This window comes from Mannheimia massilioguelmaensis, from assembly GCF_000940515.1.
In the GTDB taxonomy this organism is placed as follows: domain Bacteria; phylum Pseudomonadota; class Gammaproteobacteria; order Enterobacterales; family Pasteurellaceae; genus Basfia; species Basfia bettyae.
Window position 1 is genome coordinate 352,090 of record NZ_CDQL01000006.1, and the last position, 18,554, is coordinate 370,643.

Genomic DNA, 18,554 nt, shown 5'->3' on the forward strand with positions numbered 1-18,554 from the left:
AAGTTTTCACGCAATAAAATAACAGAGGTTTAAAATGATTCAGTTAGATGAAATTGAAGATGGCTTTTATAAATTTCCTTATCAACCTGGAGAAAGCCTTTCTGAAACAGATACACCTGCACCAAATACTGGTGGATTTGATTTAATAACCCACCATGAAATGATAGAAAACATCCCTGAATTAAAATATTCTCCAATGTTAAGAAAATTATTGGTAGATTTAAATGCACCAGAAAGCCCATACATGACCTTAGGATGTGGTTATTGGGCTAATTATGCAGAAAATGAAGTTTCATACTGTTATTTAGAATTTTCTTTCAGAGAAATAAATATTGCCAATAATAAAAACTTTTCACTTACACTGGATGAAAAGCTCATCAATTATCTAAATGAAAATAAAGAAGTCTTATCTAAAGCATTTGGTGTGCCGCTTCAAGCCATCCCAATCGCGGCAAACCATTTCGAATGGAGGTACCGTCCTTTCCGTTATTTCGAGAGCGAAGAACGCACCTTGTTATACTTTCAGGCTGGTAGTTATCAACATCAAGATCTTGAGGTTTTTCTTGATATTTTACATCGTTTCTTAACTCAGTATCTTGTCGTTCCATCATAACCACCAACAAAAAAGCCCCGACTGGAAAACCAATCAGGGCTATAAAATTCACTCGGCGAACATCACTTACACGACGACCACCATATATTGAAATAATAGGACAAGATGACACGTTCGTCAATATGTTATTTTGATATTTTTTGCTTTTTCTTTACCAGTTCGCAGAAGAACGAAGCCAGTTACCAACAATTCGTGAATTATGGATTTTGCTAAATCTAATTCCTTTTCAACATTTCGTTTAATTGTTTTAAGACTTGGCACTCTTACATTCGATTTACCAGCACAGGGTTGCATTATGACTGCACCGTATTTTTCACGCATCTTGGTTGCGATAAAGTTCACGGTCCGCTTATTTACATAGTACGCAAACACAATGAAGTGTAAAGTGCGGTCATTTTTCGCGAAGAATTGTTCCACCATCTGACTAATCATCATACCTGTTTCATCATCGCACATCGGCTCGCTTGGCTCGGCAGGAATGGTAGATTGCATCAATTTAGCGATAATATTGAGTTGTGATTTATCAATTCGTCCACTGCGCACCCAAGCCCCCCATTTATACATCCATTCATCAACAAATTCTTCTTGCTGTGAGTTGAGTTTTAATTCACTGAATTTACGCATTCGTTATTCCTTTAATTTTGATGATTGTTCTTCCTTTTGCGATAACGCCTTTTTCTTCGATAGAATATTTGCGAATAACAGTTCGGTTATCGTCTTTGATTAAACCTGCTCCGACAAGACTATCAAAAATGCCTTTGGGTAAGTTATCTAGGTCGCGTGCGCGGTTATCGGGAAAGTAGATTTCTATCTTAATTTCGACCGCACTTTCAAACGGATCGAACTGTTTACAAACTTCAGTCGCAATACGTTTAAACTCTCTGCCAGCCTTTGAAATGTAATGTCTACCGCTTCTCGTATGTTTCCAGTAGTGATTAACGGACGGAGGGTAAGGTAATGCAATCTCTAGCCAATCACTCATAGCTTGCCCTCGCGTCTTAAAATTTGTTGCGTGCGCATAACACCTTCAGCATGGGCTAATCGCACAAATTCGGTATCCATTTTGCGTGTCCTTCGATCTATTTCTGCGTGGCAGCAGTCGCAAGCCCACGCCCCGAAAATATCATCAGGCTTTTGACCGACGCCATTTAAACCAGCCATACGATAGTGAGCTAATACCGTTGTTTCAGGATTATGATTACAAATACCAGGTAATCTAACTTGACACTCTCTACCTTTTGCTTCTTTGCGTAAGTCCACCATATTTATTCCGCCTTGTCTTTAACGTATTTGATTTCGTAGTATTTTCCGTCGACTTCCATTAGCTCAGCGTTCTTTGTTTTATCAACTACAATATCTCGATAAACTAAAAGCCCACAAATAAAGCAAACACCACATAACAGTGCAACAAATACGCCAGTGACACCATCAGTAAAAACAGCAATAAGGAAGATTGCCGCCAAGATAACCATAAAAAGTACCATGTTCATTTATGCCCCCAAAAATTTAATTTATCATTGAAATGTACGCCATTTTCTATACCCCAAACGGTCAAATATTCGATTAAACTTGCTAATCGCTTCACACCCATTCCTGCCGTACTTTCTCGCAGGTTGATCAGTTCGCCTTCTAACCCAATTTCCATATCTACGCCTTTTCCTGTTGCCACTGCGTGAGCTGATACCATAATCATTTTCCATTGCTCCACATTCAGCCAGCGTCCCTTAAATTGGACTTGTTGGCTAATATCCGTAAGCATGGCGTGTAGTTTTGAATTTTGCTCAAGCGTACGTGTCATTGGTTTAATTTCCACCACATACGGCTTGATCACTTTTTTCCCGTCAATGACTCCTGGTAGTGGCAATTTATCAATTAGCGCTTTAGCGTTGCTACGTACCGCTTCACTGCGAATAAAAAATTTTTGTTTAATATTCATCTACTGCTTTAGCTCCAGATAATAAAAGTGCCGCAACCAATGAAAATGTCGCTAAAACAGGATAGCCAAAATACACAAGGGCTAAACTTATCGCTAACTCGCTATAAATTGACTGGTTAGCTCTTGCTCTACTCCAATCTTTGTTTTTAATGGCAAATGCAGACAAAAAAGAAAGTGTAGAGAACGTCCAAAACACCCAGATGAAGACATTTAAAATCGGTTCATTATGATTTAATGCCGCTATAATAAATCCAGTAATCACTAGAGAATCTACCACTAACTTAACAAAGCTAAATGATTTAATTTCCATATCCACCAACCTTTTTAATAAAATCTAAACTTACTGAACGTTGTACAAAATCTGTCATTTTAAAAATCCTTACTCTGTCTTGTTTTCTTTGGCTCAAGCTTGCCAGTTTCAGCGCGTCGTTTAGCGTCAATCTGGTCACAGTTGAAAATCGCGCCATCTCTTTGATCAACGTAGATTTTCCCCGTTGAACCATGGCGATTCAATCGTAAATGAATTTCGGTGAGTGTCGGATCGGCTTTATCGTTGTAAACGTATTCACGGTAAAGACCTAACCAATAATCGCACTCTTGTTCAATTTGCCCTGTATCACGGCTATCAGAAGGTAATGGTCGTTTATCCCCACGGCTTTCTAACTGACGGTTTAATTGAGTGAGCAGTAACACGACACAATCCATTTCTCGCGCAAGATTTTTTAATTCTTTGGTGATGTTTCCGTAGGCTAAATCATTGCGCTCTGCTTCTTCTGTTTTCATGAGCGTGAGATAATCAACAGCAATCAATCCGATTTCACCACGCTCACGTTTAATGCGTCTGCATTCGTTGCGAATATGCGCCACTGAAACCGCTGGCGTATCATCAATAAATAACAAGTCGTCTTGGATTAACTCACCAATTGCAATCGTGCCTTTATTGATTTCTGCATCAACGTTTATCCCCATGTTGAGGAGCTGATTTTCGTCTTCGTAGAATGCACTGGCTTTGACATTACCGCGCTGCATAAACATACGCTCAAAAATTAATTTAGCGGACATCTCAAGGCTGAATAGTAAGGCTGTTTTACGCTCATTAAGCACGCAATTCACAGCGATAGTGGAAAATAATGCGGTTTTACCAACTTTCGGACGCGCACCAATCACGACAAGGGATTGTTTCACGAGTTTTTTCGCGCCTAATAAGCGATCTAATTCTTCGACTCCTGTCGAAAGTCCCGCTACGCGTTCAGGTTGCATTTTTCGCATTTCCCACTCATCCAACCACTCATTTGCAATATCAGTTGCACGGCGTAATCCGTTTTGTTTTCCCGCACGACCATAATCTGCAATTTGACTCATCATTTTAGAAATCACATCAAGGCGATCTTCCGTGCTTAACGCTGAACGCTCCAAAAGTGCGGTCGTACAATCCTGGATTTTTGCTAATGCAAAACGTTTAATGGCATTATCTCGCACAACATCAGCATAAGAACTCGCGTTGGCTACGCTTGGTGTATTTTTAGCAATTTCGGCAAGGTAAGCTAAACCACCAACATCATTGATAATTCCCATACTGCTTAAACGACTTTCGACCGTTAAAAGATCAATCGGTCTGTTTAATTTTGCTAATGCTTGCATTTCTGCAAAAATACGTTGATGCGCCGCAATATAAAAACTTTCTGCCTTGAGTTTTGCAAAAACGTTATTAGCAACTTTGCCAGTAGCATCAATCATCAAAGCACCAAGTACAGATTGTTCTGCTTGTTCGTTGTAAGGGATCAATTGGAGATTCATTACAAATTACCCTCCCGAACTTTTAACACTGTATCTGGTCGTATTGCATAATCAAACGTTGCTTTCCATCCACGATTATTATCTCCAGTGTGGAATGGTTTTAATTCCTCAAAGAACGTTTCGAAATAAGCTTCAACACAATCAAGCGTAGGTTCTTTGAGTTCTTTCAGAAATTTTTTAATATCCCGTTTTCGTTTATCGTTTAACGTTACAGCTTGAGATAATCTTGAGCCTGTCTCTTTGTTGATTTTGTTGTATAAATCAACAACTGCTTGATAATCAATTTTTTCTGATTTTGATTTTTGAGAAGTATTTTTTTTATCTTCAGGAAAATCTTCCGTATTTATCACGTCTGCGTTAGCAGATTCCCCTTTAGGGGGTAAGGGGGTATTATTCTTTGTTATAGATCTCTTAATTCTTTGGTTATTGCTTTGGTCATTTTGGCTAAATGACATTTGGTCATTTTGGCTAAATGGAGTAAGACAATTTGACCAACTGGAGGAATCATTTTGGCTAAATGACATTTGGTCATTTTGGCTAACCTCAATCACTTGAATTTGTGCTTCGATTTCAGTCAGTTTTTCATAGTCGATTGAGTACCATTTTGTTTTATCCATTTTCATTTTGTTGAATTTGTCAGTTGAAACAACCAACCCCATTTCTTCAACATTTTTAATGGTTCTTTGCACTGTTCTAGGAGACCAAAATTTAAAAATCTTTTGCCAGTTTTCTAATGTGTTGTAGATCCATTTTTTACCTTCAGCTTCGTTACGGCTCATATCTAAATAGTAATGTAGCTGCTGAATAAAAATAGCCTCATTCAAACCGATAGCCACAGCAAGAGAAGGTAGCACTTGTAAAGGTGCTTCATTTATTAATAACTTACTCATTAAAAATCTCCTCATCCAGTTTGCTTAATCGTTTTAAAATAACTTCTCTGTAATAAATCGCTAATAACACATCAATGCGTATAGGCTGATTAAAGCGTCTCATCACGCCACCTCACTCATAAAATATTCAGCAACACGTTTACCACTCGCCACTGTCACCATGCGGCGTTGAATATTGTGTCCTCGTTGTTTTAAATCATAGATACGTGCGCCAAGACGCAAGCAACGAAAACGTTGTTCTGCGATAAGATGCGTTAGTCTTTCGCCGTTTAAAAGTGCTGCCAAAATCATCTGATTCTGTGTTTGACTTTGGCTTTCGTTTGGATTAACATTTGTATAAATCATTTGATAATACCTTTCGTTAAGTGATTTTTAAGACCACCGCTCCCACGGTGGTTTTTTATTGTCGTTTATAAAGTGCAATAGTTAATTCGATTGAATTTACTGTTGCTGATAAATGTTTGCTTAATGCAGAGCGAATTTTGTCTTCTTCCGCTGCTGTGATTTCGCCGTCTTTCATCGCTTGATCTAATGCCGAATACAACAATCCACGAGCCGCAATCTCGCTAACTTGACGGCAAGATAACTCTGTATTATCTAATGCATCTTTTGGTGGCACTTTTACAAATGCACCACCAGCAATACGGCATAATTCGTCCGTGTAATCCGTTAATCCAAATTCGTTTTGGATCGCAATTAATTCCTCATCTTTAAACCGTTGTCCTTTGGTTTGGTATAAGCGGTTATTTAATTCGGCTTCGCTGAAACCAAGAAATCCAGCTACCGCACTTTTACCGCCCGGTATGTTCTCAATCATTTCGATAATGACTTTCTTCATTGCCATAATTTTTGCCTTGTTTTTATGGTTTTCTTTTGGGTAAAGGTTGGTAAATTAATCCCACAAATCAGGGCGTAATTCGGATTTCTTAACTTTTCCAGCGGTAAGCTCTTCAATCTTTGCGCAACGTTCCGCAGGAACTTTTTCACGCCACTTGGAAACAGCCCAAGGGGTAAGATTGAAATGTCGAGCCATAGCCGAAATACCGCCCACGATTTCATAAGCTTTTTCGATTGGTAGCATTTTAACCTCTTAATTCTATTTAAAGTAGAGCCATTCTACTACTAAAAATAGAATTGAATCAACTATTTTAATTTTGTATCTTCTACCTTTAGTAGAATAAAGGAGTCTCTATGACAGATTTAGCAAGCCGGCTTAATGAATTAATGGCTAAACAAGGCAAGAATATTGTGGATTTACAAAAAGCTATTGGCGTAACTTATGAAATGGCTAGACGTTACACTTTGGGCACTGCGACTCCGAGAGATAAAAAAATTGAAGCTATGGCGAAATACTTTGGAGTTAGCCCTGCTCATTTGAAATACGGAACAGCCGATTCTTTAGAAAATCAAGTAACTTCTAATGTGAAAGACGTTGGTTCATTCGACTTATGGGATCGCAATACTCCACTAAATAGCGATGAATACGCAGTCCCATTTTATCAAGATATTAAGCTTGCTGCCGGAAACGGCTTTGCTGATGACATAGAGGACTATAACAACTTCAAATTGCGTTTTTCCAAAGCAACACTACGTAAACAAGGCGTACAGTACGAAAATGCGGTATGTGTGATTGCTGATGGAAATTCAATGGAGCCGGTTATTCCGGATGGAACAACGGTGGGAATTGATTTGGGCAATAAGACAATCCGAGACGGCAAGATATACGCTATCAATCACGGCGGCTTGTTGCGCATAAAACTACTCTACAATATGCCAAATGAACAAGTGAAAATACGTAGTTACAACAGCGAAGAACATCCGGATGAGATAGCAGACATGCAAGATATATCAGTCATTGGGAAAGTCTTTTGGTATTCAGTTTTACTATAGAAACTAACACTGGATATTGTTGATCTATAACAACCAACCTAAGGAAAAAATATGACAGATAAAGCTAAGAGTTTGCCGGATAATAAAAAACAACCTAAGCAACGAAAGGTAGTTAGAACTGAGTTTATTACTTTATCATATGATTCGGATAGTCGAGATTTAGAAAATCACCGCATGAATGCGAGAGAGCTTGGAAAGGCTATAATAGCAATGCATGATCTGATTGAAAAATCAGATAAGTTATTAAATCCGGGCAGACGCAAGAGCCTTGGCGTTTTTGTAGAAACACCAGCACAGGAAGGTTCCCTTGAGGTTGTTTTTGGAATTGATATTTATAATATGGCCACACAGGTTATAGATGTATTACCATACATTGGATTGGGTTACGCCAGCGTAAAATCAAGAAAAAGTGTGTCTAACTTAGGAAAGACCATATTTGATGCGATTAATGACACCAAAGGAGAAACTGTAATTGGTATTCATACCAATGATAACAGTGATGTTGCAACTTTAAGTGTTGATGGAAAAGAAATCAAATCAGATAAAAACATAGCTAAGTTATTAGCCAATAAAGATATTCGTGAGAATATAAAAACACTGGTGTCCTCACCTCTTGAAGGGAACATAAAACCGGCATTTAAAATATTGGCTGGAAATTCCATCAAAACACCTGACTCATCTGAAGACTCAAGAGAGATATTAGTTAAGTTGGAACCGGAAGAAATAAGAACGATTCAAAAGATGAAAATCAACGATCCAAAAGAAAGGGTTGAGATATTAGAAACAACAATCGCACTACTTACAGTAAGCTTTAAAGGCAGTAAAGGGTGGGAAATGACTTACGGCAATCACTCTTACCCGGTTGAAATTACTGACGAGGATTTTATTAAAAAAATAAATGAGAACATTGCCAGTTTCAAGAAAGGCGATTTGTTCACTGTAACAATGAACAAAACAATAAAAATGCTAGGTTATGAAACAAAAGAACACTATACTATAACCAAAGTTAAACATCATTTAGCCCCAGAAGAGCGGCGTATTATCTCTGATAATGGAAAGATTAATTAGTTTGCTTGTTGAGCATATCAACGAATTAGCTTTTTTTATAGGGGTGCTTTTATGCACCCCCGTACTTTCTCGTTTACTAAAAATCTTATCATTTTATCTTGGTAGTATTTTAAACCCATATCATAAAATCACCATCAACCATTATCATAATGGGAATTTGGTTGGCTCTAAATCAATAAGAATATCGACAAGAGATTCTATCATTGAACAATTAAGAGAAATTAAACGCAGCGAGGAAAGTAATGGCTGAACAAAATGCAGTCACAAAGCCTTTCTCAATGCTTGAATATGGTTCTTATACCGCAGGAATTGGGCTTTTTCTTTCGCTTATCATAAAATTTTACATTACTCCCAATCTTCCCCATTTGGTTGAAATAGCTAACCTTGCAGCCCCCTTAGTGACGCCGATTCTTAGTTTCTGTGTAGCTTTATTTGTAGGACGATTTGGCACAAGCCCAGAAATACTTAGAATGAATAAAAATATAAAGAACAGCATAAAAAATTTAAAAAAACAAATTCAAGCCAACAGTGATTTACTCACGGAAGAAGATTTGAATAAATTGAAAAAAAGATTAAGCGAGCATATTAATATACAGTCCCAGATTGGCGTTTCTATCCATACAATGCAAGATCTATTAAACAAATTAAATTAAACAACCGCCTTCGGGCGGTTTTCTTTTGCCCAAAATCCATCACTCCTACCTATCCACCACTCTATTTTGTGATTTAGGTCACAAATTCAGCAAATAGTCAAAAATAAATTCAATTAAAAATCAAATATTTACTACTTTAAATAGAAAACAATTATACTTTTTTGCGATTTTTAGTTGCAATTAAATCTACTTTAAGTAGAATAAGCCACATCAAAGCAAAACACTTTGAGTTGCTCTTTAACAATACGATTAAAAACACATCGACCAACGCTTAAGCGCAGTTAAGACGGCAGTGAGAATGACAAAGCTCACCGATTGATTAGCGATAAGTAGTTAGGAGTAAGTGACTTATGGTCTTGTTGTGATAACACGCCAATCCCGATGGATCGCAAATAGCGATGAACGGATGGAGAAAACTTACATTGCGGTGTGAATGCTTACGGAAATGCAAACAAAGCCAATGGGTGGGAATAGCTAAACGTAAGCAACCGAACCACTGTTTTTGGTCTGTTTTTAAACTGGTGAAAAATGGAAAAGCGACAGACAGCAAACGTTAGCTAAAGGCGTGACATACCGGAGAGACGGTAAATTTCAAAGCGCATTCGGCAGAGCGACAGTTTTAAGCATGCGAACGCGTCAAATGCAAGACAGAGTGCGCTTTGAAATGGCAAACATAAAACAAACGAGGTTAAACAATGAGTGAAGTTTTATACCGATATATGGCGTATGACGATCCGATTCATCAAGACTGCGGAGAAGATTGGTCCGCTGATGGAAATGAAGATATTGAAGATGTAATTTGCGATATAGCAAAAGCAAATTACGAAGACTGGGAATTGTACGATGAAAACGAATACATAAATATAACTATCTGGGTATATGGAGATTTCGATAATCGCAAGAAATTTTCGGTGAGTCCGTATTATCTTATGACCTTTTCAGCAACGGAATTGTAAATATCAAAGGCTCTTGTGTTTGCTAATGACAAAGGGAATTAGCAGGTGCCGGAAACGGCAATTAATTAACCATAAGGTTTGTTAAAAAGTATTGTTATTTAAACAACAGAGGTGCAACTCCTCCAAGAGCCAACTTTAACCCCACAGCCGAGCATGAAGGCTTAAAACTTATGCAACCTATAAAATTGGTTCCTTAGGTTTGCCCTCCGTAAAAGGAGGGCTTTTTTTTGAGGTGAAAAATGAAACAACAACGCTTTACTACCGCACTTTTAAATCAACATCCAAGCCGAAAAGAACAAATCATCCAATGGCTTGATGAATACCTACACTGGATTGTTTGCGCAGTGATTACCGCTTGCGTTTGGGGTGTTGCGCTAATTGGGCTATCCCTTTCACGCCCTACCCTTGCCGTCGATACCGACTACAACAATAACGCGGTAAGCGAGCAAATCAGCGCGGAGTGGGAACGCAGGGCAAAAGCCGAATGGATCTCGGAATTTGGTGATGCACCGCCGAATTTAACCGCAGAATCGCAAGAATATCTCGAAAAAACGACCGCACTTTTACAGGAAAAACGCAATGGCAAAAATTAGACGAGGCTCCGTATGGGATTTTGATAATCCTGACGATTATTACGAGCAGTTTGAGGTTGAGGTGCAACCTTCAACGATTGATGAATTACAGAAAGAAGATATTAGACAGGCAATATTAAAATCCGTCTCTATAACGCCATATTATGAGGGGCTGGAAATGGCGATTTGCCAAGCAATATCAGCCATCAATAAATTTAGTGATGGCTGTATTACAGAAGAGCTTTTAGATACGAAAAATGGTGATAAATACCGAAAAAATAACTAATCAATAACACCAAAGTGATTTCATTTTTTCGGCATTAGCGCCATATGTCGCCCAAGTATTATTTGAGCAATCAAAGACAGCTACCCCATCATCATTATCAATGTGATTTTTGAGGTAGTCCCTAATTTGGACGGCGGTATATTCAGTTCTAACATACCAAACAGACTCTAAAACCTTGCTTGCTTGTCCTAGCTTTTGAATGGCTTCAATTAATGTTTTGTAGTCTTTTTGTTTTCTTAAATCATAAGAAATAATCATATTTCTAAACATAATATTTCCTCGCTGTTAGTTGTGGCAGAAATATTATATTCCTCGAAGTTGTGGCAAACAAGAGGACTTGGCCCGGTGACTCACAAGTATAAAAAGAGCCACCACCTCAAACCGTTCTCAACAAAGAGTTAGCTCGATAACCTCACTTGTTTTTTTACCTGCGAATGTAATAGAGAGCGGTTTGAGATGGTGAAAGCCATCCAGCGAAATGAACTGTAAGCAACGACAAGCGGTAACGTAGTTGTCGATATGGCAAGCCATTGTTCAGAGTAACTTATGTGGTTAATAACCCGCATAGAACACGTTACGTTTAGGGGTAGATGACTAACGGTGAAGGTAATAGCTACAAAGTGGGTTCGACTCCCACCTGCCCCGATTTAGACCGCATAGCTCAACGGATAGAGCAATAACCTTCTAAGTTATCAGTTGAGAGTTCAAATCTCTCCGCGGTCGCCAAGTCATCCTAAACCGCATTATTACCGTGCGGCGGTTTTGCTCAACCTAAATTTAGTAAATTGATTAAAAAGGAAACAGAAAATGACCAAATTTCAACAATTTTTTATTGGTTTATTAGCAAGTATAGGCTTTATCACGCTAGTGTTCTTTTGCTTGATCGGGCTTGGTTGTTCGCACCCAGTATTAGCTATTCAACCAAACCCAACACCAACCCAAGAGATGATTCAACAAGCTGAAATGCGTTATATCGAGGCAAACGGAAACATTCCCAAAGACCTCACCGAAGAACAAGAAAATTACATTAAAAATTACATTAATGGAATAAAAAAATGAGACTGATAACAAGCTCAGTAAGTAAAGATGGCTCTTGGTGCGCTCAGTTTTTTGAATATCAAGAATGTAAAAAATATCAAGGCGTTATCTATTGCGGTCCATTAATCAAATATAAAAGCGAAAAAACATATAGCAAAGCCAACGCATTACGTTGGCTAAATAAAAATATAGATCAAATAAATTGTATCTATGACTTGGTTCCAAAGCTCAAAAAGGTATCTATATAAGAGGTGTGTATATGTCAAATGTCAATGATTTTATAAAAGCTCAACACATTTATGATAAAGCCTTACCTCAAGAACCAAGCGAAAAAGAAAAATGGATCGATAAAAAGATCGAAGAATGGGAAAACGGCGAAATATTACCTGATGAAGAAATTTTCCAGCGTGACTGGTTTGAATGTTGCGTAGATTGGGAAAAAGTCGAAAAACATTTAAGAGCAGAACTTGCAAAACAATATGAGAGAGGAGAATTTTAATGTTAGAACTTGTTTTATCAACCGAAAGCAAGGTTGTATCAACAAATATTGCTGATTTTGAAAAGCAAGCTAATCAATACCTTGCAACACTCACAAAAACCTTTGAAACCGATGATGATTTTGCCAGAGCAAAGGAAGAAGTGAAGGAGTTAGAAAGCATTGAGAAAAAAATTCGTGAAGCAATTAAACAAACACAGAATGGCGAAATCGCAGAGTTAATTATAACTGCAGAACAAATCGCTGAACGTTTTCGCCAAGAACGATTAGATCGTGACAAGCTAGTAAAAAATAAAGAATCAGAGATAAAAAAACAGATCGCAGATAAAGCGATCGAAGAAATTACAAAAACTCGTAGCAAGCTGGCAAAAATAAATGAAATATCGCTAGCGCTTGAAATAACAATGCCAAAATCAAGCATTGTCAAACGTGTTGAAGAAGCTCAAAAGAACAAGCGGACGATTTACAGTTTAACCAAAGCAGTAAATGCAGAGGTAACAGCAATTATTAGTGAAATGTCTGTAGAAATTGGACGTTTAACAGAACGATTAGACCAGATTAATGCGAAATCGGCTTACCTTTTCCCAGATGCCGTGAAGTTAATTGCAGCACAAGATGAACTTGCACCAATTATCCAACAACGTATTGCCGAAGAAGAACAGCTTGAAGACGAAATCAAAGCGAAAGCAGAACAAGAGGCAAAAGCTGAAGCGGAAAAAGTGCAAGCAGAAGCAAAAGCTATCGCTGATGAAATGGAAACTAAACAAGCGGTCGAAAATTCACAAAATTTTGCAAAAACGGAAACGACAGAACCATTAGATGATTTTGTGATAACCGTTCGCTTAAATCAGACCACTCAAACTAACGCAGTTATTGTTGCCCGTGAGCTTAAAGCAAAATTTGGGGACTGTGTTTCACTTAATAAGGCTAAATAATTTGACACAGCACCACTTAGTACAACCAATTAATCTTTCCCAAACAGTTTTCTTAGCACAACTGGTAATAACAGCAAGCTCCAAAAGTAAAGTAAGAATTTGATGGTTACATAATCAAGAACACGCTCGACTTTAAAGCCTAGCTAAATCATTTCTGATTGGCTAAATGCTCCAACACCTGCACACATTGCTACGCAAACGACAGCAGACAAATATGAAAGTTTGTCAAAATCACGTTGATATTTTCGCTTAATAAGGAAATGGCACAACACAAAGAAAGCTGGAACAAAACTAAGCAACTGGATTTGTGTGGCAAGTGATAAGTCGTATTTATGAATGATTGCAGGAAATAAAATCCCTGTAAACATTGCTGCAAAGGTTAAGACATCACGCAATAAACTAAACATTGAAGGTTTCCTAAATGAAAAACAGACTTAAGCGTATTTTACACAAAATTAAAACCAATCAAGATATGAATTTTATCTTTTGGTTATGTGTTGTAGTTTTACTGTTTAACTTAGTTCCATACTTATATGGATTTATCTAATCGATAATCATTCCTCAATATATCTAAACCATAAGGATTCATTATGACAACAAATTTACCTACCAACATTCAAACCGCCTTATCTGAGCGTAAGATCGATATTGCTGTATGGACAACATTACAAAATAGTGTTTTCCCTGGTGCTAAAGATGAAAGTATTTTACTAGCAATTGATTATTGTAAAGCTAGAAAAATGGATATTTTGAAAAAACCTTGTCATATCGTGCCAATGAAAGTAAAAGATGCCGAAACAGGCAATGAAAATTGGCGAGATGTTATTATGCCTGGTATTTATGAACAACGTATTACCGCTTTCCGCACTGGGCAAATGGCAGGGTTAGATGAACCTGTATTTGGAAATGAAATCGACTATCTTGGTGTAACAGCTCCTGAATGGTGTAAGGTTACAGTTTATAGATTTATTAATGGGGAACGCTGCGCATTCTCACACACGGAATACTTTACAGAAGCCTGTACAATAACGGAAATTTGGGAAAATAAACAGAGAACTGGAAAATATAGAGTTAATGCAATGTGGAGTAAACGCCCTCGTGGGCAACTAGCTAAATGTGCGGAAGCAGGTGCATTGCGAAAAGCATTTCCTGATGAATTAGGTGGTGTAATGACGGCAGATGAAATGTCAGAAGAACCACAAATTAATACTCAACCAGCAGGAACAATAGTTGTAGAAGCCACATCCATAGAACTCGCAACGGCTGAACAGATTGAGAAACTCATTAAGTTAATCGATTTAACAAATACAGACACCTCTAAAGCCTTTGCATTTTATGGTGTAAAAAGTATTGAGCAGTTACCGAAAATCAAAGCTGATCACTTTATTAAAACATTGAGTGATCGTTTAGATAAACAAACGCAACAAGCACAACAACCTGATGATGTTGGAGAGGAAATCCCACTATGATAGGCGATCTAATTACCTTGGATTGCGAACAAGGAACAACGGAATGGTTAACCGCAAGGTTAGGCATTCCGACCGCTACGGGTATATCAAATATTGTTACTCCAAACGGTAAAAAATCAGGAGCTTGGACGGATTATTTAGCTGAATTAGTTGCAGAAAGTATCGAAGGATTAGATGAAAACAGCTTTAAATCAAGTGATATGCAACGTGGCAATCTACTTGAGTCACAAGCAAGAATGGCTTATGAGTTTGAGACAGATTGTGATGTAGTGCAAGTTGGCGGTGTGTATCTTAATGCTGATAAAAACCTGATGATAAGTCCTGATGGGCTAATCCCTGAATTAAAAAAGGGATTAGAAATAAAATGTCCCAAAATGAAAACCCATATCAAATACCTAATCGAAGGTGGCGTTCCGAATGAATACATTATCCAGGTGCAATCCGCCTTATGGGTAACCGGTTATGAAACCTGGGATTTTGTTAGCTACTGCCCAGAATACCAAAAACAAACGCTTTATATTTACACCGCACAGCGAGATGAAAAATTAATGAAGGCGTTTGATGAATATATTCCACAATTTATCAAAACATTAAAGGCATTAAAAAATGGCTAGAAAAATTATTCAAATTTCCAACTCCGTCTCCCAAGAAGGTTATGATAGATCTGCTTACACAACAGCGCTTTGTGATGATGGAACTGTTTGGGGTATTGAAACATTTGAATATGGATGGGTTAAGTACCCTGATATCCCCCAAGACGAGCGAAAAGTTGAGAATGATGAACTTAAGCGTCCAGATCCATTAACAACTTTATAATCTACTGACAGATAAAGACTCACCTAAAAAGTGAGTTTTTATTTATAAGGAATAAAAAATGACAGAACAAAAATATGAATTACTCCAAAATGACGCAATCGAGCATAACGGCAGAACACTCTACCGAATTAAAGCCTTAATCTCTTTCGGTTCGGTATTAGCTGGCTCACCTGGTGGGTACATCGAAAATGAGAAAAACTTAGATCAATCAGGTAATGCTTGGGTGTACGGAGATGCTCAGGTGTACGGAAATGCTCGGGTGTGCGGAGATGCCCAGGTGTGCGGAAATGCTCGGGTGTACGGAAATGCTCGGGTGTTAGAAAATGCTGAAGTGGGGGGGAATGCTTGGGTGTACGAAAATGCTCGGGTGTACGGAAATGCTCGGGTGTACGGAAATGCTCGGGTGTGCGGAAATGCTCTGGTGTTTGGAGATGCTCGGGTGTACGGAAATGCTCTGGTGTGCGGAAATGCTCGGGTGTTTGGAGATGCTGAAGTGGGGGGGAATGCTTGGGTGTACGAAAATGCTCGGGTGTACGAAAATGCTCGGGTGTACGGAAATGCTGAAGTGGGGGGGAATGCTTGGGTGTACGAAAATGCTCGGGTGTACGGAAATGCTGAAGTGGGGGGGAATGCTTGGGTGTACGAAAATGCTCGGGTGTACGGAGATGCTCGGGTGTACGGAAATGCTCGGGTGTGTGACAATGCTCGGGTGTTTGGAGATGCTGAAGTGTGCGGAGATGCTGAAGTGGGGGGGAATGCTTGGGTGTACGAAAATGCTCTGGTGTACGGAGGTGCTCGGGTGTACGGAAATGCTCGGGTGTACGGAAATGCTCGGGTGTACGGAAATGCTGAAGTGGGGGGGAATGCTTGGGTATATGAGAAAAATATGATCTTCACCGCAAGCAATGTTGGAAGAGAAAACGGTACATTAACCGTTTACAATGGTAAAGATGGATTAATTGTGACGCGTGGCTGTTTTACTGGTACTGTGGAAGAGTTTTTAGCTAAATCTGCTGAGGTCCACGACGAAAAAACCAAGCGAGAATATCAGCTACTTATTGAAGTGGCTAAATCAAGAATTTTAGGAGAATAACAATGACCCCAACCGAATTAATTCAAAGCCGTGAAGAAACTCACGGCGACTTCATTCAAGGAGCTGAAATTTTTGCTCAAAATATGAGACCGGTAGCTCAAAAATGGTTAGAAGGAAAAATTGATAACTGTCAATTCTACGCATTAACAATGATTAATGCCAAACAAACACAAATCTTAAATGGGAATGCTCATTTTGCAGACCATTGGGAAGATGGAGCAAATTATTTCACCCTAGGCGGACGTCTTAATATTCCACAAGAACCGCTTACACCACAGCCATTAAATGATGTTTTAGAATTGCCGATCGTTAATAAATAGGGATAAATAAATGACATCAAGTGACATTATATCAATAGTAGCATTACTTGCTTATGCAATATCGCTACTCTATTTTGGCATAAAGATTCTCCCAGGTGAGTATCTAGGGATAATCCCATTAACAATGAATATCCTCGTTGTTACTAGTGGTTTATTCATCATTTTGTTGGTTAGTGTTTTTATTTATATCAGTTAATTTTTCACCAGGAATATAAAAATTTTAGAAGTAATTGAATACCAGCCTATCTACGGTCACAAAAGCGGACGACAGAATAAAACGCATTGGTTGGCTTTTGTAAAATTAAAAAATTAAAAATATTTATAAGGCAGGTTATATGGATGATCAAGCTCTTTCGTTACAGCAAGTCGCAAAGTTATTAAATATGAGCTACGGTGCAGTCTATAACAACCGCTACCGTTGGGGAGCCTTTCAAATGGAAGGCTCTCGAGTTTGGCGAATTTATAAATCAGATCTTGAAAAAAATAGAAAAAAGCAAAATAATGTTTGTCGGCTAGAAATGCAGGTCGGCGATAAGGAGTATAAAAAATGTCGATCTATAAAAAACAGAATGGTATCTGGTGGATTGATTTCAGAACACCTAGCGGTCAAAGAATTAGACACTCTGCTAAAACGACTGAAAAAAAATTAGCCCAAGAATACCACGACAAACTCAAACATGAAGCTTGGAAAATCAATCAACTTGAGAAAAAGCCTGAACGAACAATAGAAGAAGCTCTTATTCGATTTCTTGAAATATCTCAAGGGCAAAAGGATATTGAAACGAAAATTCGCCATACAGAATATTGGCGGACCGCTCTAGCAGGCAGGACACTACGCTCTTTAACAACTGATGATATTTTAAACAATCTACCAACTCATAAAACAAGCTCCCAAGAAAAACTCTCTCCATCAACTCAAAACCGGTATCGAACATCAATAATGCGAGTCTTATCCTTAGCACACAAAGCTGGTTGGATTGATAGTGTGCCGTATGTACCTAAAAATCCCGAGCCAAAAGTTCGCATTCGCTGGATCACAAAAGATGAAGCTAATCGTTTAATCGAATCACTGAATCTTGAATGGATGAAAGATGTCTGTTCATTTGCTTTAATGACAGGAGCTAGAATGACAGAAATTTTATCATTAACCTGGGACAAAATTGATTTTGCAAGAAATATCGCAATCGTTACTAGCGATATAGCAAAATCAGGTAAAGCAAGACCACTTCCACTAAGCAAAGATGCGATATTGCTATTAAAGCGAAAGCAAAATGAAATGGTATCAAACGTTGTTTTTCACCGTGGAAAAGGAAAACTAATCAATGTTATCGACAGGCACGATTTTTATCGAGCGTTGAAGAAAGCAGATATACGTGATTTCCGCTTTCATGATTTACGGCATACCTGGGCAAGCTGGCACGTTCAAAACGGTACACCACTAATGGTATTGAAAGAGTTAGGCGGTTGGGAAACGATTGAGATGGTAAAACGCTATGCTCACCTTAACGCAAGCCACTTATTAAATTACGCAAATGTGGGAACGTTTTGGGAACACTCTGCGATAAATCGGTTCGGATTGGTAGCAGAAAATGACACAGCAACAGAAATATCACACAATAAAAAAGCCGTAAGTTACTGATTTTAAAGAGATAACTTACAGCCAATTGGATTTTCTAAATGGCAGGGGCGGAGAGGCTCGAACTCCCAACACCCGGTTTTGGAGACC

Annotated in this window: 30 protein-coding genes and 1 tRNA gene; 18 read left to right on the forward strand and 13 right to left on the reverse strand. The window is 38.4% G+C overall.

The annotated features are described in order from the left end of the window. The first annotated feature begins 34 nt into the window (after positions 1 to 34). Complete coding sequence (locus BN1226_RS06455; protein WP_044470478.1) at positions 35 to 613, forward strand: hypothetical protein; 579 nt, start codon at positions 35 to 37, stop codon at positions 611 to 613. A gap of 117 nt (positions 614 to 730) precedes the next feature. Here BN1226_RS06455 and BN1226_RS06460 read toward each other — a convergent pair whose 3' ends face one another. From BN1226_RS06460 to BN1226_RS06510, 11 genes are all read right to left on the reverse strand, one after another. Continuing rightward, entirely contained in the window at positions 731 to 1,237 is a 507-nt protein-coding gene (locus BN1226_RS06460) for an antiterminator Q family protein (protein WP_044470479.1), read from the reverse strand. Continuing rightward, positions 1,230 to 1,595 (reverse strand): RusA family crossover junction endodeoxyribonuclease, encoded by a 366-nt coding sequence (locus BN1226_RS06465; RefSeq protein ID WP_044470480.1) that lies wholly within the window; start codon positions 1,593 to 1,595, stop codon positions 1,230 to 1,232. The genes BN1226_RS06460 and BN1226_RS06465 overlap by 8 nt, the downstream gene beginning before the upstream one ends. Then, entirely contained in the window at positions 1,592 to 1,876 is a 285-nt protein-coding gene (locus BN1226_RS06470; RefSeq protein ID WP_044470481.1) for a DUF1364 domain-containing protein, read from the reverse strand. Before BN1226_RS06470 ends, BN1226_RS06465 begins: the two co-directional genes overlap by 4 nt. A 2-nt stretch (positions 1,877 to 1,878) precedes the next feature. After that, positions 1,879 to 2,103: a hypothetical protein gene (locus BN1226_RS06475; RefSeq protein WP_044470482.1), complete on the reverse strand. Its 225-nt coding sequence runs from the start codon at positions 2,101 to 2,103 to the stop codon at positions 1,879 to 1,881. Then, on the reverse strand, positions 2,100 to 2,549 hold the full coding sequence (locus tag BN1226_RS06480; protein WP_044470483.1) for a recombination protein NinB: 450 nt from the start codon (positions 2,547 to 2,549) through the stop codon (positions 2,100 to 2,102). Before BN1226_RS06480 ends, BN1226_RS06475 begins: the two co-directional genes overlap by 4 nt. Next, the gene (locus BN1226_RS06485; protein WP_044470484.1) at positions 2,539 to 2,859 is read right to left on the reverse strand and encodes a hypothetical protein; all 321 of its coding nucleotides are present in this window, start codon (positions 2,857 to 2,859) and stop codon (positions 2,539 to 2,541) included. The genes BN1226_RS06480 and BN1226_RS06485 overlap by 11 nt, the downstream gene beginning before the upstream one ends. A 59-nt stretch (positions 2,860 to 2,918) precedes the next feature. Then, complete coding sequence (locus BN1226_RS06490) at positions 2,919 to 4,346, reverse strand: replicative DNA helicase (protein ID WP_044470485.1); 1,428 nt, start codon at positions 4,344 to 4,346, stop codon at positions 2,919 to 2,921. Further along, positions 4,346 to 5,236, reverse strand: a complete 891-nt coding sequence (locus tag BN1226_RS06495; RefSeq protein WP_044470486.1) for a hypothetical protein — start codon at positions 5,234 to 5,236, stop codon at positions 4,346 to 4,348. The genes BN1226_RS06490 and BN1226_RS06495 overlap by 1 nt, the downstream gene beginning before the upstream one ends. A 102-nt stretch (positions 5,237 to 5,338) precedes the next feature. Next, positions 5,339 to 5,581 (reverse strand): helix-turn-helix domain-containing protein, encoded by a 243-nt coding sequence (locus tag BN1226_RS06500; RefSeq protein WP_044470487.1) that lies wholly within the window; start codon positions 5,579 to 5,581, stop codon positions 5,339 to 5,341. A gap of 55 nt (positions 5,582 to 5,636) precedes the next feature. Further along, complete coding sequence (locus BN1226_RS06505) at positions 5,637 to 6,080, reverse strand: YmfL family putative regulatory protein (RefSeq protein WP_044470488.1); 444 nt, start codon at positions 6,078 to 6,080, stop codon at positions 5,637 to 5,639. Between the two features lie 48 nt (positions 6,081 to 6,128). Next, positions 6,129 to 6,317 carry a transcriptional regulator gene (locus BN1226_RS06510; RefSeq protein ID WP_005679233.1) on the reverse strand — a complete coding sequence of 63 codons (189 nt, stop codon included), beginning with the start codon at positions 6,315 to 6,317 and terminating at the stop codon, positions 6,129 to 6,131. Positions 6,318 to 6,427: 110 nt separating this feature from the next. On the opposite strand from BN1226_RS06510, the gene BN1226_RS06515 reads away from it, so the two are divergent. The 6 genes from BN1226_RS06515 (at position 6,428) to BN1226_RS06540 (ending at position 10,661) form a co-directional block, all read left to right on the forward strand. Further along, positions 6,428 to 7,126 carry a LexA family transcriptional regulator gene (locus BN1226_RS06515; RefSeq protein WP_044470489.1) on the forward strand — a complete coding sequence of 233 codons (699 nt, stop codon included), beginning with the start codon at positions 6,428 to 6,430 and terminating at the stop codon, positions 7,124 to 7,126. A gap of 51 nt (positions 7,127 to 7,177) precedes the next feature. Then, positions 7,178 to 8,194, forward strand: a complete 1,017-nt coding sequence (locus BN1226_RS06520) for an LAPAL motif-containing putative phage structural protein (protein WP_044470490.1) — start codon at positions 7,178 to 7,180, stop codon at positions 8,192 to 8,194. Between the two features lie 242 nt (positions 8,195 to 8,436). Then, complete coding sequence (locus BN1226_RS06525; protein WP_044470491.1) at positions 8,437 to 8,847, forward strand: FlxA-like family protein; 411 nt, start codon at positions 8,437 to 8,439, stop codon at positions 8,845 to 8,847. Positions 8,848 to 9,542: 695 nt separating this feature from the next. Further along, complete coding sequence (locus BN1226_RS06530; RefSeq protein ID WP_044470492.1) at positions 9,543 to 9,803, forward strand: hypothetical protein; 261 nt, start codon at positions 9,543 to 9,545, stop codon at positions 9,801 to 9,803. Positions 9,804 to 10,042: 239 nt separating this feature from the next. Next, positions 10,043 to 10,396: a hypothetical protein gene (locus BN1226_RS06535; protein ID WP_239384676.1), complete on the forward strand. Its 354-nt coding sequence runs from the start codon at positions 10,043 to 10,045 to the stop codon at positions 10,394 to 10,396. Further along, complete coding sequence (locus BN1226_RS06540) at positions 10,383 to 10,661, forward strand: hypothetical protein (protein WP_239384678.1); 279 nt, start codon at positions 10,383 to 10,385, stop codon at positions 10,659 to 10,661. Before BN1226_RS06535 ends, BN1226_RS06540 begins: the two co-directional genes overlap by 14 nt. Here BN1226_RS06540 and BN1226_RS06545 read toward each other — a convergent pair whose 3' ends face one another. After that, entirely contained in the window at positions 10,662 to 10,931 is a 270-nt protein-coding gene (locus tag BN1226_RS06545) for a hypothetical protein (RefSeq protein ID WP_044470493.1), read from the reverse strand. It lies immediately after the preceding gene. Positions 10,932 to 11,311: 380 nt separating this feature from the next. On the opposite strand from BN1226_RS06545, the gene BN1226_RS06550 reads away from it, so the two are divergent. The 4 genes from BN1226_RS06550 (at position 11,312) to BN1226_RS06570 (ending at position 13,130) form a co-directional block, all read left to right on the forward strand. Then, positions 11,312 to 11,387, forward strand: a tRNA-Arg gene (locus tag BN1226_RS06550). Between the two features lie 81 nt (positions 11,388 to 11,468). Beyond that, entirely contained in the window at positions 11,469 to 11,720 is a 252-nt protein-coding gene (locus tag BN1226_RS06555) for a hypothetical protein (protein ID WP_044470494.1), read from the forward strand. A 238-nt stretch (positions 11,721 to 11,958) separates the two neighbouring features. After that, positions 11,959 to 12,198 (forward strand): hypothetical protein, encoded by a 240-nt coding sequence (locus tag BN1226_RS06565; RefSeq protein ID WP_044470496.1) that lies wholly within the window; start codon positions 11,959 to 11,961, stop codon positions 12,196 to 12,198. After that, the gene (locus BN1226_RS06570; RefSeq protein WP_044470497.1) at positions 12,198 to 13,130 is read left to right on the forward strand and encodes a hypothetical protein; all 933 of its coding nucleotides are present in this window, start codon (positions 12,198 to 12,200) and stop codon (positions 13,128 to 13,130) included. The genes BN1226_RS06565 and BN1226_RS06570 overlap by 1 nt, the downstream gene beginning before the upstream one ends. A gap of 143 nt (positions 13,131 to 13,273) precedes the next feature. Here BN1226_RS06570 and BN1226_RS06575 read toward each other — a convergent pair whose 3' ends face one another. Beyond that, positions 13,274 to 13,537: a hypothetical protein gene (locus BN1226_RS06575; protein WP_239384680.1), complete on the reverse strand. Its 264-nt coding sequence runs from the start codon at positions 13,535 to 13,537 to the stop codon at positions 13,274 to 13,276. Positions 13,538 to 13,720: 183 nt separating this feature from the next. Here BN1226_RS06575 and bet point away from each other — a divergent pair, with 183 nt between their 5' ends. From bet to BN1226_RS06605, 7 genes are all read left to right on the forward strand, one after another. Beyond that, on the forward strand, positions 13,721 to 14,599 hold the full coding sequence (gene bet / locus BN1226_RS06580; RefSeq protein ID WP_044470498.1) for a phage recombination protein Bet: 879 nt from the start codon (positions 13,721 to 13,723) through the stop codon (positions 14,597 to 14,599). Next, the gene (locus BN1226_RS06585) at positions 14,596 to 15,213 is read left to right on the forward strand and encodes a YqaJ viral recombinase family protein (protein WP_044470499.1); all 618 of its coding nucleotides are present in this window, start codon (positions 14,596 to 14,598) and stop codon (positions 15,211 to 15,213) included. The genes bet and BN1226_RS06585 overlap by 4 nt, the downstream gene beginning before the upstream one ends. Continuing rightward, positions 15,206 to 15,415 (forward strand): hypothetical protein, encoded by a 210-nt coding sequence (locus BN1226_RS06590; protein ID WP_044470500.1) that lies wholly within the window; start codon positions 15,206 to 15,208, stop codon positions 15,413 to 15,415. The genes BN1226_RS06585 and BN1226_RS06590 overlap by 8 nt, the downstream gene beginning before the upstream one ends. Positions 15,416 to 15,473: 58 nt before the next feature. Next, a complete protein-coding gene (locus BN1226_RS06595; protein ID WP_044470501.1) occupies positions 15,474 to 16,508 on the forward strand; it encodes a hypothetical protein in 1,035 nt (344 codons plus the stop codon). Between the two features lie 2 nt (positions 16,509 to 16,510). Continuing rightward, positions 16,511 to 16,828, forward strand: a complete 318-nt coding sequence (locus BN1226_RS06600; protein WP_044470502.1) for a hypothetical protein — start codon at positions 16,511 to 16,513, stop codon at positions 16,826 to 16,828. 335 nt (positions 16,829 to 17,163) lie between these two features. Then, the gene (locus tag BN1226_RS10895) at positions 17,164 to 17,478 is read left to right on the forward strand and encodes a hypothetical protein (protein WP_077064997.1); all 315 of its coding nucleotides are present in this window, start codon (positions 17,164 to 17,166) and stop codon (positions 17,476 to 17,478) included. Next, a complete protein-coding gene (locus BN1226_RS06605) occupies positions 17,376 to 18,467 on the forward strand; it encodes a site-specific integrase (RefSeq protein WP_044470503.1) in 1,092 nt (363 codons plus the stop codon). Before BN1226_RS10895 ends, BN1226_RS06605 begins: the two co-directional genes overlap by 103 nt. The last annotated feature ends 87 nt before the right edge of the window (positions 18,468 to 18,554 follow it).